At 73.0% G+C, this 13,199-nt stretch carries 16 protein-coding genes and 1 tRNA gene; 11 read left to right on the top strand and 6 right to left on the bottom strand.

Annotated features, from left to right (window positions below):
- Nucleotides 1–14: 14 nt before the first annotated feature.
- Nucleotides 15–1,436, top strand: coding sequence for an ATP-binding protein (locus tag PSEJ31_RS0111000; protein ID WP_037035041.1), 1,422 nt, complete (start codon nucleotides 15–17; stop codon nucleotides 1,434–1,436).
- A 69-nt stretch (nucleotides 1,437–1,505) separates the two neighbouring features.
- On the opposite strand, the gene PSEJ31_RS0110995 is transcribed toward PSEJ31_RS0111000, so the two are convergent.
- Complete coding sequence (locus PSEJ31_RS0110995) at nucleotides 1,506–2,294, bottom strand: M90 family metallopeptidase (RefSeq protein WP_028915477.1); 789 nt, start codon at nucleotides 2,292–2,294, stop codon at nucleotides 1,506–1,508.
- A complete protein-coding gene (locus PSEJ31_RS0110990) occupies nucleotides 2,261–2,551 on the bottom strand; it encodes a hypothetical protein (protein WP_051403722.1) in 291 nt (96 codons plus the stop codon). Before PSEJ31_RS0110990 ends, PSEJ31_RS0110995 begins: the two co-directional genes overlap by 34 nt.
- Nucleotides 2,552–2,670: 119 nt before the next feature.
- On the opposite strand from PSEJ31_RS0110990, the gene birA reads away from it, so the two are divergent.
- The 4 genes from birA (at nucleotide 2,671) to PSEJ31_RS0110970 (ending at nucleotide 5,155) form a co-directional block, all read left to right on the top strand.
- Nucleotides 2,671–3,627 carry a bifunctional biotin--[acetyl-CoA-carboxylase] ligase/biotin operon repressor BirA gene (gene birA, locus PSEJ31_RS0110985; protein ID WP_028915475.1) on the top strand — a complete coding sequence of 319 codons (957 nt, stop codon included), beginning with the start codon at nucleotides 2,671–2,673 and terminating at the stop codon, nucleotides 3,625–3,627.
- Nucleotides 3,624–4,355 carry a type III pantothenate kinase gene (locus PSEJ31_RS0110980; protein ID WP_019398023.1) on the top strand — a complete coding sequence of 244 codons (732 nt, stop codon included), beginning with the start codon at nucleotides 3,624–3,626 and terminating at the stop codon, nucleotides 4,353–4,355. The genes birA and PSEJ31_RS0110980 overlap by 4 nt, the downstream gene beginning before the upstream one ends.
- Nucleotides 4,356–4,399: 44 nt before the next feature.
- Nucleotides 4,400–5,089: an SPOR domain-containing protein gene (locus PSEJ31_RS16565; protein WP_028915474.1), complete on the top strand. Its 690-nt coding sequence runs from the start codon at nucleotides 4,400–4,402 to the stop codon at nucleotides 5,087–5,089.
- Nucleotides 5,080–5,155 (top strand) — tRNA-Thr (locus tag PSEJ31_RS0110970). The genes PSEJ31_RS16565 and PSEJ31_RS0110970 overlap by 10 nt, the downstream gene beginning before the upstream one ends.
- A gap of 32 nt (nucleotides 5,156–5,187) precedes the next feature.
- Here PSEJ31_RS0110970 and PSEJ31_RS15990 read toward each other — a convergent pair.
- Complete coding sequence (locus PSEJ31_RS15990; protein ID WP_037035032.1) at nucleotides 5,188–5,508, bottom strand: hypothetical protein; 321 nt, start codon at nucleotides 5,506–5,508, stop codon at nucleotides 5,188–5,190.
- Between the two features lie 106 nt (nucleotides 5,509–5,614).
- On the opposite strand from PSEJ31_RS15990, the gene rocF reads away from it, so the two are divergent.
- The 6 genes from rocF (at nucleotide 5,615) to PSEJ31_RS0110935 (ending at nucleotide 10,121) form a co-directional block, all read left to right on the top strand.
- Nucleotides 5,615–6,538 (top strand): arginase, encoded by a 924-nt coding sequence (gene rocF / locus PSEJ31_RS0110960; RefSeq protein ID WP_019398021.1) that lies wholly within the window; start codon nucleotides 5,615–5,617, stop codon nucleotides 6,536–6,538.
- Nucleotides 6,539–6,646: 108 nt separating this feature from the next.
- The gene (locus PSEJ31_RS0110955; RefSeq protein WP_019398020.1) at nucleotides 6,647–6,799 is read left to right on the top strand and encodes an entericidin A/B family lipoprotein; all 153 of its coding nucleotides are present in this window, start codon (nucleotides 6,647–6,649) and stop codon (nucleotides 6,797–6,799) included.
- Between the two features lie 236 nt (nucleotides 6,800–7,035).
- Entirely contained in the window at nucleotides 7,036–7,251 is a 216-nt protein-coding gene (locus PSEJ31_RS0110950; RefSeq protein ID WP_019398019.1) for a CsbD family protein, read from the top strand.
- Nucleotides 7,175–8,737: a tryptophan--tRNA ligase gene (locus PSEJ31_RS0110945; protein WP_306460563.1), complete on the top strand. Its 1,563-nt coding sequence runs from the start codon at nucleotides 7,175–7,177 to the stop codon at nucleotides 8,735–8,737. The genes PSEJ31_RS0110950 and PSEJ31_RS0110945 overlap by 77 nt, the downstream gene beginning before the upstream one ends.
- Entirely contained in the window at nucleotides 8,737–9,048 is a 312-nt protein-coding gene (locus PSEJ31_RS0110940; RefSeq protein ID WP_028915473.1) for a hypothetical protein, read from the top strand. The genes PSEJ31_RS0110945 and PSEJ31_RS0110940 overlap by 1 nt, the downstream gene beginning before the upstream one ends.
- A gap of 119 nt (nucleotides 9,049–9,167) precedes the next feature.
- A complete protein-coding gene (locus tag PSEJ31_RS0110935; protein WP_019398016.1) occupies nucleotides 9,168–10,121 on the top strand; it encodes an MBL fold metallo-hydrolase in 954 nt (317 codons plus the stop codon).
- 9 nt (nucleotides 10,122–10,130) lie between these two features.
- Here PSEJ31_RS0110935 and PSEJ31_RS0110930 read toward each other — a convergent pair whose 3' ends face one another.
- The 3 genes from PSEJ31_RS0110930 to PSEJ31_RS0110920 form a co-directional block, all read right to left on the bottom strand.
- A complete protein-coding gene (locus tag PSEJ31_RS0110930; protein ID WP_019398015.1) occupies nucleotides 10,131–10,514 on the bottom strand; it encodes a VOC family protein in 384 nt (127 codons plus the stop codon).
- A 151-nt stretch (nucleotides 10,515–10,665) separates the two neighbouring features.
- Nucleotides 10,666–12,051 (bottom strand): dihydrolipoamide acetyltransferase family protein, encoded by a 1,386-nt coding sequence (locus PSEJ31_RS0110925; RefSeq protein ID WP_028915472.1) that lies wholly within the window; start codon nucleotides 12,049–12,051, stop codon nucleotides 10,666–10,668.
- Nucleotides 12,052–12,186: 135 nt separating this feature from the next.
- On the bottom strand, nucleotides 12,187–13,185 hold the full coding sequence (locus PSEJ31_RS0110920; protein ID WP_125108864.1) for an alpha-ketoacid dehydrogenase subunit beta: 999 nt from the start codon (nucleotides 13,183–13,185) through the stop codon (nucleotides 12,187–12,189).
- Nucleotides 13,186–13,199: the final 14 nt, after the last annotated feature.

The raw sequence follows: 13,199 nt of genomic DNA, 5'->3' as shown, positions 1-13,199 counted from the left end.
GGTAGCCGGGTCTCGTGGAAGGGAGCACCAGGCCCCGGTTCCGCCCCTGGCGGCCGCGTTCGCTCAAGGCCCGCCAGCTCATGGCGGCCAGCATCGGCCTGGTCGCCTTCCTGATGCTGGCCGGCGTGGCCCTGGACCGATCCTTCGCCGAGACCGCCCAGAACAACCTGCGCCAGCGGCTGAAGAGCTACGCCATGGCGTACGCGGACAACATCGACTTCGGCCGCGACGGTTCGCTGTACACGCCCGAGGTCGGACCCGATCCGCGCTTCCACCGTCCCGGCAGCGGCCTGTACGCCGAAGTGGTGCTGCCCGACGGGCGCTGGGCCTCGATGTCGGCCGAAGGTCCGCTGCTGCCGGACCCGGGCGACATCCTCGAGCCGCGCGAGGAGCGCTTCGACGGCCCGCTGCAGGTGACCCAGATCGACGGCACCGCCGGCGAGGTCTACCGCTACGGCATCGGCCTGGTCTGGGGCGAGCGCGGGCCCGAGGCCGAGTTCCCGTACACCATCTACGTCATGGAGGACACGCAGACCCTGGATGCCCAGGTGCGCGTGTTCCGCGGCGCGCTGTGGATGAACCTCGGCAGCGCCGGCCTGATCCTGCTGCTGCTGCAGGCGCTGATCCTGCAGTGGAGCCTGCGCCCGCTGCAGCGGGTGATCGCCGAGCTGACCAAGGTCCAGCGCGGCCAGCTGCAGCGCATGAGCGAGCACCACCCGCGCGAGCTGGAGCCGCTGACCGAGAGCATCAACGCGCTGATCGACTCCGAGCGCGAGAACCTGGAGCGCCAGCGCAACACCCTGGCCGACCTGGCGCACAGCCTGAAGACGCCGCTGGCGGTGCTGCGCACCCAGCTGGATTCCGGCGGCCCGGAGGAGACCCTGCGCCAGGAACTGGACGTGCAGCTGCGGCGCATGAACGACCTGGTCTCCTACCAGCTGGCGCGCGCCGCCTCCAGCGGCCACAAGCTGTTCTCCGCGCCGGTGCCGATCGAGTCCACCGCCGAGGAGATCGTGCGCGGCCTGGAGAAGGTCTACGCGCGCAAGGGCGTGCTGTGCGAGTTCGACATCGCCCCGGACGCGCGTTTCTACGGCGAGGCCGGCGACCTGCAGGAACTGCTCGGCAACTTGCTGGAGAACGCGTTCAAGTGGGCCAACCGCCGCGTGGTGCTGACCGCGCGCCCGGGCCCGACCGCGCCCAACCGCCGCGCCGGCCTGCTGCTGGCGGTGGACGACGACGGCCCCGGCATCGCCCCGGAGGACGTGGCCAAGGTGCTGCAGCGCGGCGTGCGCGGCGACGAGCGCGTGCAGGGCCACGGCATCGGCCTGTCGATCGTGCAGGACCTGGTGCGCGACTACCGCGGCGAACTGCAGGTCACCCGTTCCCAGGAGCTGGGCGGGGCGCGCTTCGAGGTCACCTTGCCGCCGGGGCTTTGAGAGCCGGGATTCGGGATTGGTGATTCGGGATTCGCAAGGGCGTAGCCCGATGCGCTTCGCTTGTCCGGGCTACGCGGTGCGCAGGGGCGAGGGGCCGTAGAAGCGGGCCAGGTGCGCGGCCACTTCCGGCATCTCCTGCTCCAGCACTGCTGGTGCGGAGAAGTGGTACTCGGTGGCCACCGCGAAGAATTCCTCCGGTGCCTCGGCCGCGTACGGGTCGATCGCGGTCTCCGCGCCGGCGTCGACCTCGGCGCAGAAGCCGTCGTACGCGCGCTGGAAATCGCGCGCCCATTGCCGGTGCCAGGCGGCGGGCAGGGGCGGGGTGCCGTCCAGCTCGCCGTCCAGCACGTCCAGCTTGTGCGCCATCTCGTGCACGGCCACGCAGTAGCCGGTGTCAGGCTCCTCCAGATCGGCCTGCACGTCGGCCCAGGACAGCACCAGCGGGCCATGGTCCCAGGCCTCGCCGGCCAGTTCGTCGTCCCATTCGTGCAGTACGCCGGCCGCGTCGACATGGCTGCGGCGCACCCGGAACGCATCCGGGTAGACCAGCAGTTGCGACCAGCCACGCAGCCCGCCGGCGCCGAACTCCAGCAGCGGCAGGCAGCACAGCGCCGCCAGCAGCACCCGTTCGGCGGGCGCCAGCTCCAGCCCGCCCAGCGGGGTGATGGTCTTCTCGTGCAGGAAGCGGGTCGCCAGCGCGCGCAGGCATTCGCGGCGCTGCGGGTCCAGCCCGCGCGCCCACGGCAGGGCCTGGCAGGCGTGCTGCCAGAGGTCCTCGTCGATGGGTGCCGCGCCCAGGCGCAGCCAGCGCGAAAGCCTGCGGATCAGCGGAACATTCCCGGGAGGAAGCTGTGCCAGCGGCCGCCGCGGGCGCGCGGCATGACCGCGTCCGAATCGCCGCCGCCGCCACCAGTGCTGGCGCGCGGGGTGGTGCGTGCCGCCGCAGGCACCGTTGGCCGCGCCTGCGGCGCCTCGTCCCCGGCGGTTGCGGCCGCGGTGGTGTCCGGACGGGCATAGACGCAGGCACCGTGCTTCTGTTCCGGCCCCGGCAGCTCGGGGCTGGCCCAGCACAGGCTCGGGATGGTCAGCAGCAGGAGCGGGGCGAATCGGCGCATGGGTCGGTCCGGTTGGCCGGGCAAGATCCCGAATATAGCGCGGATCGGGACCGTGCGCCGGACGCGGGGGCGGCCGATGCCGGATAATCGCCCGCTACGCAGTATTCACGGAGCAGGGTGTGGACGATCGGGAGCTGCTGCGGCGGCTGGCCGCCGGCGGAAGTTCGGGCGACGTGCTGGCACGCGACGCCGGCATCACCCGCGCGGCGGTGTGGAAGCGCATCGAAGGCCTGCGGGCGGCCGGGGCGCGGATCGAGGCCCGGCCCGGGCGCGGTTACGTGCTCGACAGCCCGCTGGAGCTGCTGGATGCGGCGCGCCTGCGCGCCGGGCTGGCGCCGCGGGCCGCCGCTTCGCTGCACGCACTGGACGTGGCCTGGAGCCTGGATTCGACCAATACCGAACTGCTGCGGCGGCCGCCGCGTCCCGGGGTGGAGGTGCTGCTGGCCGAGCGCCAGAACGCCGGCCGCGGCCGGCTGGGCCGGCGCTGGGTGTCGCCGCTGGGTGGGCAGGTCTGCATGTCGGTGCGGCGTGGCTTCCAGGGCGGCCTGGCCCGCCTCGGCGGGCTGAGCCTGGTGGCCGGGGTGGCGGTGGCCGAGGCCCTGCGTGGCTGCGGCCATGCCGAGGTCGGACTGAAGTGGCCCAACGACCTGGTGGCCGACGGCCGCAAGCTGGGCGGCCTGCTGGTCGAGGGCGGCGGCGAGCACGGCGGTCCGGTGCACGCGGTGGTCGGGATCGGCATCAACGTCGACCTCGGGCCGGCCGACGGCATTGACCAGCCGTGGACCGACCTGGCCCGGCTTGGCGGCAGGGTACCGTCGCGCAATGCGGTGGCCATCGCCGTGCTGGACGCGTTGCTGCCGGCGCTGGAACTGTTCGACGAGGAGGGCCTGGCGCCGTTCCTGGACCGCTACGCCGCGCTGGACGTGCTGGCCGGGCATCCGGTGCGGGTGCTGGACAGCCGCGGCGACTTCGAGGGCCAGGCCCTGGGCCTGGCCGCGGATGGGGCCCTGCGGGTGGCCACCAGCGCCGGCGAGCGCCGCGTGCACGCCGGCGAGGTCAGCGTGAGAAGGCAATGAGCGACTGGCTGTTCGACCTGGGCAACACGCGCTTCAAGGCCGCCCCCTGGGACGGCGGCGCGCCGGGCGAGGCCCAGGCCTGGCCGCATGGCGAGGACCTGCACCGCGCCCCGGTCCCGCGCGGACGCCGGGCCTGGGTGGCCAGCGTCGCCGGTCCGGCCATGACCGCGGCGGTGCTGGAACGCCTGCACGCGGCCTTCGACGAGGTGCACCTGGCCCGCACCCAGGCCGAATGCGCCGGGGTGCGGGTGGCCTATCCGAACCCGGAGCGGTTTGGCGTGGACCGTTTCCTGGCGCTGCTGGCCGCGCACCGGGACGGCGGCGACGTGCTGCTGGCCGGGGTCGGCACCGCGCTGACCATCGATCTGCTTGACGCCGGCGGGCGCCACCACGGTGGCCGCATCGCGCCCTCGCCGACCCTGATGCGCGAGATGCTGCACGCGCGCGCGGCGCAGCTTCCGGCCAGCGGCGGTGCCTATGCCGAGTTCGCCGACGATACCGCCGACGCGCTGGCCTCCGGCTGCGACGGCGCCGCGGTGGCCCTGGTGCTGCGCTCGCTGGAGCAGGCGCGCCTGCGCCTGGGGCGCGAGCCGGCGCTGCTGCTGCATGGCGGCGGTGCCGGGGCGCTGGCGCCGCTGCTGCCGCAGGCACGGCTGCGGCCGGCGCTGGTGATCGAAGGCCTGGCGATCTGGGCGCGAGCGCAGCTGGACGCGGCGGCATCCTCCTGACCGCCGGCGGCCACCGCGCTGCGGTGCTCCCCTAGAATCGGGGCATGATCGCCCGCGCCCTCATCGTCGTCCTGGCCGTCCTCAACCTCGGCGTGGCCGCCTGGTGGCTGCTGCGCCCCGAACCAGCGCCGGCCTCGGCGCCGGCCACGCCGCCGGGCATCGCCCCGCTGGAAATCGTGCGCACCCTCGATGTCGCCGCGGCCGCGGCGCCTGCGCTGCAGCCGGCCGCGCCCGCACACACCTGCCTGCGCGCCGGCCCGTTCCGCAGCCGCGCCGCGGCCAACGGCATCAGCGCGCGGCTGCAGCCGCTGTTGCTGGGCCTGCAGGTCGAGGAGGAACCGGGCGATGCGGAGATGTACCGGGTGCTGTTGCCCCCGGTCCCCAGCCGCGAGGAGGCCGAAGCCACGGTGCGCCGCCTGCGGGGTGCCGGCTTCGACGACGTGCTGGTGCTGCACCAGGGCGGCGAGGCCAACGCGGTGGCGCTGGGCACCTTCCGCAACCGCGACATGGCCGAGCGCCGGGTCGCGGCCATGCGCCAGCTTGGCTTTCCGGCCGAGCTGCGCACTGCCGGCCGGGCTACGCCTCCGCGCTGGTGGCTGCTGCTGGCCACCGCACGGCCGGAGGAAGTGCGCGCCCAGGCGGGCGAAGCGCGCCAGATCGATTGCAGCCGCATCCCCGGCCTGGCGGACGATGGGCGGACGCCTGCGCTAGAATCGCCGGCCGCGCCGCTTTAGCTCAGCTGGTAGAGCAACCGCCTTGTAAGCGGTAGGTCGTCCGTTCGATCCGGACAAGCGGCACCACTTTCCGCTCCCGGCCGCTGCCGGGACGACGCTCAGGGCACCAGCCCGCAGGTCCGGTGCAACGGCGCCGGGACCGGCAACCGCACGCCATCCGGCAAGCCCGGCGGCCATGGCCGGTAGCCGGCCTGCCAGGCCACCACCTGCCACTGCCCGCTGGCTGGCAGGTCGTAGGCATACCAGGCCTCGCCGTCGTGGAACCCGTGGAAGATCTCGCTGCGGCCGTTGGCTTCGGCCAGTACGGTCAGGGGCACGTTGAACGGCGGCGGTTCGTCCGCGGTGGCCATGGCCGGCAGGAAACTGGCCGGCAGGGGTGGGGACGAAGGAGCGACGGGAGGCGTCAGGGTGGTCGGCATGTCCCTTCAATAGCACCGTGGGCGTGAATCCGGCGTCTGCTGCAGCGCGGCGCGTGTCCGTACGGTCACCCGGCTAGACTCGGGAAAGGTTTCAACGGATACCGTCATGGCCCGCAGTTATCCCCCTGTTTCCCTCATCGGCGTTCCCACCGACATCGGCGCCGGGCACCGCGGCGCGTCGCTTGGCCCGGATGCGCTGCGCATCGCCGGTATCGGCCAGGCCTTGGCCGCGCGCGGCGTGGACGTGCTCGACACCGGCAACCTCGCCGGCCCGCCCAACCCCTGGCAGCCACCGGTGGGCGGCTACCGCCACCTGGAGCAGGTGGTGGAATGGAACCGCGCGCTGATGCAGGCCACCCTGGCCGAGCTGCGGCGCGGACGCATGCCGGTGATGCTCGGCGGCGACCACTGCCTGGCGATCGGCTCGATCGCCGCGGTCGCCCAGCACTGCCGCCAGGCCGGGAAGAAGCTGCGGGTGCTGTGGCTGGACGCGCACGCGGACTTCAACACCAGCGAGGTCACCCCTTCGGGCAACGTGCACGGCATGCCGGTGGCCTGCCTGTGCGGCATCGGCCCGGACGCGCTCACCCGCCTCGGTGGCGAGGGCCCGGCCATCACCCCGGCGCAGGTGCGGCAGATCGGCATCCGCTCGGTGGATCCGGAGGAAAAGCGCCTGGTCAAGCAGCATGGCCTGGACATCTACGACATGCGCTACATCGACGAGGTCGGGATGAAGGCGGTGATGCAGCAGGCGCTGGAAGGCGTGGACGCGGACACCCACCTGCACGTGAGCTTCGACGTGGACTTCCTCGACCCGGGCATCGCCCCGGGCGTGGGCACCACCGTGCCCGGCGGGGTGAACTACCGCGAGGCGCAGCTGGTGATGGAAATGATCGCCGACACCGGGCGCATGGGTTCGCTGGACATCGTCGAGCTCAACCCGGTGCTGGACAACCGCAACGCCACCGCCGAGCTGGCGGTGGACCTGGTCGAGAGCCTGTTCGGCAAGTCCACGCTGATGCGCGACTGAGCACCAGTCGCGTCCGTCGCCGCGCGGTTTCACGCCGGTTCGACGGCGTTCCCGGAAAAGTGGGGCCCATCCCGTGCGTGGCGCGCGGGACCGAAAAGGGAGCCCACCATGAAGCGCATCGTTGCCCTGACCCTGCTGAGCCTGTTCTCGATTTCCGCGCTGACCGCGTGCAACACCATGGCCGGCGCGGGCAAGGACATCCAGCGGGGCGGGGAAAAGCTCGAGGACAAGGCCCAGGACTGCAAGGACGGCAAGTGCTGAGCGGGAAGCTCGAACGGATGCGGTGAGCGCAGGACGCGCCCGGCACAGGACGTGCGCAGATGGAGTTGCAGGCGGGGCCGCAAGGCCCCGCCTTTTTGTCTGCCTGAATGCTCCGCCGCGCGTGGCGCCGCGTAACCGCGCACTCACGGCGGCTGGACCGCCGGGAAACGCGCAACCGGCGATGCTGGCCCCAACCCGGCGACCGCCGGGTCCCGACCCCCAAACAAGGAGCACGCATGAACCGCGACATCATCGCCGGCAACTGGAAGCAGCTGAAGGGCCAGATGAAGGCCAAGTGGGGCGACCTCACCGACGACGTGTTCGACGTGGCCGAGGGCAATGCCGAGTACCTGGCCGGCAAGTTGCAGGAGCGCTATGGCTGGGAGAAGGACCGCGCCGAGCGCGAGGTCCGCGACTTCGAGACCACCCTGGACCAGCGCTACCGCCACTAAGGCCGGTGCCTTGGGCCCGGGCGCGGCGATCCGCCGCCCCGGGCCTTTCCGTGTCCGCCCGCCGCAACCGGGGCAGGGGGGTAGAATCGGCGTGTTTCTTCCCCTTGCCTGCACCATGACCGTCCGCGTCCTCACCGGCATCACCACCACCGGCACCCCGCACCTGGGCAACTACGCCGGGGCCATCCGTCCCGCCATCGCCGCCTCGCGCGCACCGGGCACGGAGAGCTTCTTCTTCCTGGCCGACTACCACGCCCTGATCAAGGCCGACGATCCGCAGCGGGTGGCACGCTCGCGCCTGGAGATCGCCGCGACCTGGCTGGCCTGCGGCCTGGATCCGCAGAAGGTCGTGTTCTACCGGCAGTCGGACATCCCCGAGATCCCGCAGCTGACCTGGCTGCTGACCTGCGTCACTGCCAAGGGCCTGCTCAACCGCGCCCATGCCTACAAGGCGGCGGTGGACAAGAACAACGAGGCGGGCGAGGACCCGGATGCCGGCGTCACCGCCGGCCTGTACATGTACCCGGTGCTGATGGCGGCCGACATCCTCGCCTTCGGCGCGCACCGCGTGCCGGTGGGCCGCGACCAGATCCAGCACATCGAAATGGCGCGCGACATCGGCCAGCGCTTCAACCACCTCTACGGCGAGGCCTGGCGCCAGGCCACCGGCCAGTCCGGCGAGCCGCTGGTGCTGCCGGAGGTGCAGATCGACGAGAACGTGGCCACCCTGCCGGGCCTGGATGGCCGCAAGATGTCCAAGAGCTACGACAACACCATCCCGCTGTTCGCACCGCCGGCCGAACTCAAGCGCCTGGTGATGTCGATCGTCACCGACTCGCGCGCGCCTGGCGAGCCCAAGGACACCGAGGGCTCGGCCCTGTTCCAGCTGTACCAGGCCTTCTCCACCCCGGAACAGGCCGAGGAGATGCGCCACGCCTTCGCCGAGGGCATCGGCTGGGGCGACGCCAAGCAGCGCCTGGTGCTGCGCATCGAGGAAGCGGTGGCGCCGCTGCGCGAGCAGTACGCGCAGCTGATCGCCAGGCCGGCGCAGCTGGAGGAGATCCTGCAGGAGGGCGCGCGCAAGGCGCGCGAGACCACCGTGCCGCTGCTCGACGGCCTGCAGCGCGCGGTCGGCCTGGGCGGCTTCCAGGCGGCGGCCGCCGCCGGCTCCGGCAAGCCGAAGAAGAAGCCGGCGGCGCGCCTGCCGCAGTTCAAGCAATACCGCGAGGCCGACGGCCGCTTCCACTTCAAGCTGGTCGACGCCGACGGCCGCGTGCTGCTGCAGGGTGATGGCTCCGAGTCCCCGCGCGAGGCCGGCGAGCGCATCGCCCGGCTGCGCCGCGAGGGCATCAATGCCCTGCACGCGCTGGAGCAGGGCGCGGTCGGGCTGATGGGCGAGCGCGTGGGCACCCTGGGCGCCGACGTGGCCGGGGTGGACGCGGTGGTCGAGGCCCTGCGCCAGCTGGCCGAGGCGGAGGCCGGCTGATGGCCTGGCTCTCGCTGCTGCTGTTCCTGCCCTGGTTCGCCGTGCTGGGCGGTCTTTACTGGTTCTTCCCGCGCACGCCGCGCCCGCGCGCGCGGCGTGCGTTCGACGCCATCGTGCTGGTCCTGGCGCTGGTGCTGAGCATCGGCGGCATGCACTGGGGCTACCACGAGGGGATGGCCTACAGCGGCGCCGGCCCGATCTGGCGCCAGGTGCTGGCCGTGCTTTACGCCTACGGCGCGTTCCTGGCGGTGCTGGCACTGGCGATCCCGCTGCGCATGCGCCTGTCCGCGCGCTGGGCGGCGCAGGGCTGAGCCGCGACCAAGGTGAACGGTGGCCTGCCGCCGGCGGCCGTCTACGACCAAAGCCGGATCGTGCGGGCAAGGGGGGCTGACTAGGCTCCCCTGCATCGCCCCCACATCCCCGCTCCCCGATGCAGCAACAGCAGCTGGCGGCCGCGCACGGCATCCATACCCTCGACACCGGCTACGTCCGGCCTGCCTTCGACGCCGCGTACCTGGTGGTCGAGCGGGGCCGGGCGGCGTTCGTCGACTGCGGCACCAACCACAGCGTGCCGGTGCTGATGCAGGCGCTGGCCGACGCCGGGCTCGGCGCCGAGGCGGTGGACTGGGTGGTGCTGACCCATGCCCACCTCGACCACGCCGGCGGCGCGGGCCTGCTGATGCGCCAGCTGCCGAACGCACGCCTGGTCGCGCATCCGCGCGCGGCGCCGCACATGGTCGATCCGCAGCGGCTGGTGGCCGGGGCCATGGCGGTGTACGGCGAGGAGCAGTTCGCGCGCCACTACGGCAGCCTGGAGCCGGTGCCGGAATCGCGCGTGGTGGTGGCCGCCGACGGCCATGCCATCGACCTGGCCGGGCGCATCCTGCGCTGCCTGGATACCCCCGGCCACGCGCGCCACCACATGTGCATCTGGGACGAGCGCAGCCGCGGCTGGTTCACCGGCGACACCTTCGGCCTGTCCTACCGGCAGCTGGACAGCGACGGCCGCGCCTTCGTCCTGCCCACCTCCTCGCCGGTGCAGTTCGAGCCGGAGGCGATGCAGGCCTCGATCCGGCGCATGCTGGAAAGCGCGCCGGAGCGCATGTACCTGACCCACTACGGCCCGGTGGGCGAGGTGCGCCGCCTGGCCGCGGACCTGCACGAGCAGATCGACGCCATGGTCTCGCTGGCCCAGGCCTGCGACGGCGGCCCGGACCGCCACCGCGCGCTGGTGGCGGCGCTGTCGGAGTACTACCTGGAGCGCGCCCAGGCCCACGGCGTGCCGCTGGACGAGGCCGGGGTGCTGGACCTGCTGGGCATGGACATCGAGCTCAACGCCCAGGGCCTGGAAGTGTGGCTGGACCGCAGCCGCCGGCGTGGCTGAGCGGCGGGGTCAATCCCAGGCATTGAGGTGCCGGCCGAAGCGCTCGCGCTGCGGCCGCACCACGCAGAAGCGGTGCCCGGTGGGCGCCTCCATCACCCACCAGCGCTTGACGAAGGCGATCTTGCGCGCGCCCAGGCGCTCGAGGCGGTCGGCCTCGGCGTCGACGTCGTCGCTCTCGATGTCCAGGTGCACGCGCGATTCGTGCGCCACCTTCTGCAGCAGGATGAGCGGCTCGTCCTCCTCGGTGGCCAGCACGCCGTAGCGGCCGTCGCCGTCCTCGTCCGGGTCGGCGATGGGCTTGCCCAGCGCCGCGCTCCAGAACTCCAGCGCGGGGCGCAGGTCATCGACGTTGCAGTCGATCACCAGGGTGCTGAGGCGGCTGTGGTGCGGCATGGCGGCTCTCTCCGGCGGGCATGGAGCCCGACGATAGCGCCGCGCGGGGCTGGTGCGGATGAAGCGGCGGAAGCGCCCGCCGCCTCCTGCCCCCGGCCACGCGCCACGCCCGGCCCCCGCGCATGGGGCGGGGGAGCCCGGGCGGCCGGCCTCAGTTCGGCAGGGCCATGTCGTCCAGCAGCGCGCGCAGGAAGCGCGCGGCCTCGCCGCCGGTGGCGGCGCGGTGGTCGAAGGTCAGCGAGATCGGCAGGCGGCGGTGCACCTCGATCCCGCCCATCACCGCGACCACGTCGTGCGACAGGCGGCCGGCGCCGACGATGGCCACGCACGGTGGCACCACCACCGGGGTGGCGTAGCGGCCGGCGAACATGCCGAAGTTGGACAGCGAGATGGTGTAGCCGGACAGCTCGCTGGCCGGGATGCTGCGGTCCTCCACCTGCGCGCGCAGGCGGTCGATGCCGGCGCGGATGCCGCGCGCGTCGAGCATGTCGGCATTGCGCAGGGCCGGCACGAACAGGCCGTCGTCGGTGTCCACGGCGATGCCCACGTCCACGTGCGGATGGCGGGTGACGCTGAGCGCCTCGCCGTCGAACCAGGCATTGAGCGCCGGTACCGCCTTGCACGCGGCGACGATCGCGCGGACCAGGCGCGCGGTGATGTCCTGCTTGCCGATCCAGGCATGCAGGTCGGCGTCGTCGACCAGTGTGGTCGGCACGACCTTGCTGTGCGCGTCGGCCATCACCCGCGCCATGTTGCGGCGCACGCCCTTGAGCTGCTCGGGCTGGCCGCTGGCGGCCACGCCGGCGTCGGCGCCCGGCGGGCGGGTGCGCATGGGACGGCCGGAGGCGGAGACGGGGGTGCGCTGGTGCACGGCAGGAGCGGGCGCGGAGGCGGCAGCCGCTGCGGTGGGCTGTGCCACCCCGGTGCCTCCCGCGCGGGAGGGGAGGAGACGGGATGGATCGGCCGCGGCCTGCTTCACGTCGGCCAGGGTCACGGTGCCCTCGGGCCCGGTGGGCGCAACGCGGGCCAGGTCCACGCCCAGCTTGCGCGCCAGCGCGCGCACTGCCGGCATCGCCTTGACCCCGCCGACCGCGATCGCACGCTCGGCATGCACGGCGTCGGAGCTCTGCATCGCGCCGACCACGGTGCCGGCGTCGCCACCGCGCGCCTCCGACGGCGCCGGCTGCACCGGCAGCTCGCCGCCGTCGTCGCTGGCGCTGGCCTTGGCCGGCTTCGCCGGTGCGCCGTGGTGGTGGCCGGTGTCCTGGCCCTCGGCGCGCTGCGGCAGGGCGGGATCGGGCTCGAACTCGGCCAGCATCGCGCCGGTGGCGATCACGTCGCCGGCCTTGCCGGCCAGGCGCAGGACCTTGCCGGACACCGGCGAGGGCACTTCCACCACCGCCTTGGCGGTCTCCATCGACACCAGCGGTTCGTCCAGGCGGATGGTGTCGCCTTCCTTGACGAACCACTCGACGATGGTCGCGTCCGGCAGGCCCTCGCCCAGGTCGGGCAGGTGGAAGGTCTTGGTCTGGCTCATCGTGTCGCTCTCTCAATCGGTCGGTCGATCGCGCGGATCGACGGGCGGGAGCGGGCCGCGGCACGCGGCCGCGGCATGCCGTCCCGGGGCATCAAGGTAACGGACCGCGCGCGACGGGGTCGCGCGCGGCACGGTTCAGCCGTGGGCCATCGCGGCGCGCGCGGCGGCGACGATCCGCTCCACGCTGGGCAGGTACTTCATCTCCAGGCGGAACAGCGGGATGTGGGTATCCCAGCCGGTCACGCGCTGCACCGGGGCAACCAGGTCGTACATGGACTCCTCGGCCAGGCGCGCGGCGATCTCCGCGCCGAAGCCGGCGGTGCGCGGGGCCTCCTGCACGATCACGCAACGGCCGGTGCGCGACACCGACTCGGCGATGGTGGCGAAGTCCAGCGGACGCAGGGTGGCCACGTCGATCACCTCGGCGCTGATGCCTTCGGCCGCCAGCGCCTCGGCCGCCTCCAGCGCCTCCTTCACCTGCGCGCCCCAGGCGACCAGGGTCACGTCGGTGCCGTCGCGCAGGACGAAGCACACGTCAAGCGGCAGCGCCTCGCCGTCGTCGGCCACCAGTTCCTTGTACTGGCGGTAGATGCGCTTGGGCTCCATGTAGATCACCGGATCCGGATCGCGGATCGCGGCCAGCAGCAGGCCGTAGGCGCGTTGCGGCGAGGACGGCATCACCACGCGCAGGCCGGGGACGTTGGTGAACATCGCCTCGTTGGCCTCGCTGTGGTGCTCCGGCGCGCGGATGCCGCCGCCCCACGGCACGCGCAGCACCATCGGGCAGTGCAGGCGGCCGCGGGTGCGGTTGCGCAGGCGCGCGGCGTGGCAGACCAGGTGGTCCAGCATCGGATAGACGAAGCCGTCGAACTGGGCCTCGGCCACCGGCTTCATGCCCTGCGCGGCCAGGCCCACCGACAGGCCGGCGATGGTGGTCTCGTCCAGCGGGGTGTCGAGCACGCGCTGCGGGCCGAACTTCTGCTGCAGGCCGGCGGTGGCGCGGAACACGCCGCCGTTGACGCCCACGTCCTCGCCCAGCACCAGCACCGACGGATCGTGCTCCAGTTCCCATGCCAGGGCGCGGGTGATCGCCTCGATCAGGGTGATCGGCGTCGCGGTCGGGGTCTGGCTCATGGGCTGTTCTCCAC

The sequence above is a fragment of the Pseudoxanthomonas sp. J31 genome, assembly GCF_000510725.1.
GTDB lineage: Bacteria > Pseudomonadota > Gammaproteobacteria > Xanthomonadales > Xanthomonadaceae > Pseudoxanthomonas.
The sequence above is the reverse complement of the archived record's forward strand: the minus strand, read 5'-3'. Positions and strand labels throughout refer to the sequence as shown.

Excerpts from the sequence above, each read along its gene's own strand:
- PSEJ31_RS0110955 (WP_019398020.1), top strand. The coding sequence starts at position 6,647 with ATGAAGCGCATCGTTGCCCTGACCCTGCTGAGCCTGTTCTCGATTTCC.
- PSEJ31_RS0110940 (WP_028915473.1), top strand. The coding sequence starts at position 8,737 with ATGGCCTGGCTCTCGCTGCTGCTGTTCCTGCCCTGGTTCGCCGTGCTG.
- PSEJ31_RS0110935 (WP_019398016.1), top strand. The coding sequence starts at position 9,168 with ATGCAGCAACAGCAGCTGGCGGCCGCGCACGGCATCCATACCCTCGAC.
- PSEJ31_RS0110950 (WP_019398019.1), top strand. The coding sequence starts at position 7,036 with ATGAACCGCGACATCATCGCCGGCAACTGGAAGCAGCTGAAGGGCCAG.
- rocF (WP_019398021.1), top strand. The coding sequence starts at position 5,615 with ATGGCCCGCAGTTATCCCCCTGTTTCCCTCATCGGCGTTCCCACCGAC.
- PSEJ31_RS0110930 (WP_019398015.1), bottom strand. The coding sequence starts at position 10,514 with ATGCCGCACCACAGCCGCCTCAGCACCCTGGTGATCGACTGCAACGTC.
- PSEJ31_RS16565 (WP_028915474.1), top strand. The coding sequence starts at position 4,400 with ATGATCGCCCGCGCCCTCATCGTCGTCCTGGCCGTCCTCAACCTCGGC.
- PSEJ31_RS0110945 (WP_306460563.1), top strand. The coding sequence starts at position 7,175 with ATGGCTGGGAGAAGGACCGCGCCGAGCGCGAGGTCCGCGACTTCGAGA.
- PSEJ31_RS15990 (WP_037035032.1), bottom strand. The coding sequence starts at position 5,508 with ATGCCGACCACCCTGACGCCTCCCGTCGCTCCTTCGTCCCCACCCCTG.
- PSEJ31_RS0110925 (WP_028915472.1), bottom strand. The coding sequence starts at position 12,051 with ATGAGCCAGACCAAGACCTTCCACCTGCCCGACCTGGGCGAGGGCCTG.
- PSEJ31_RS0110920 (WP_125108864.1), bottom strand. The coding sequence starts at position 13,185 with ATGAGCCAGACCCCGACCGCGACGCCGATCACCCTGATCGAGGCGATC.
- PSEJ31_RS0110990 (WP_051403722.1), bottom strand. The coding sequence starts at position 2,551 with ATGCGCCGATTCGCCCCGCTCCTGCTGCTGACCATCCCGAGCCTGTGC.
- PSEJ31_RS0110980 (WP_019398023.1), top strand. The coding sequence starts at position 3,624 with ATGAGCGACTGGCTGTTCGACCTGGGCAACACGCGCTTCAAGGCCGCC.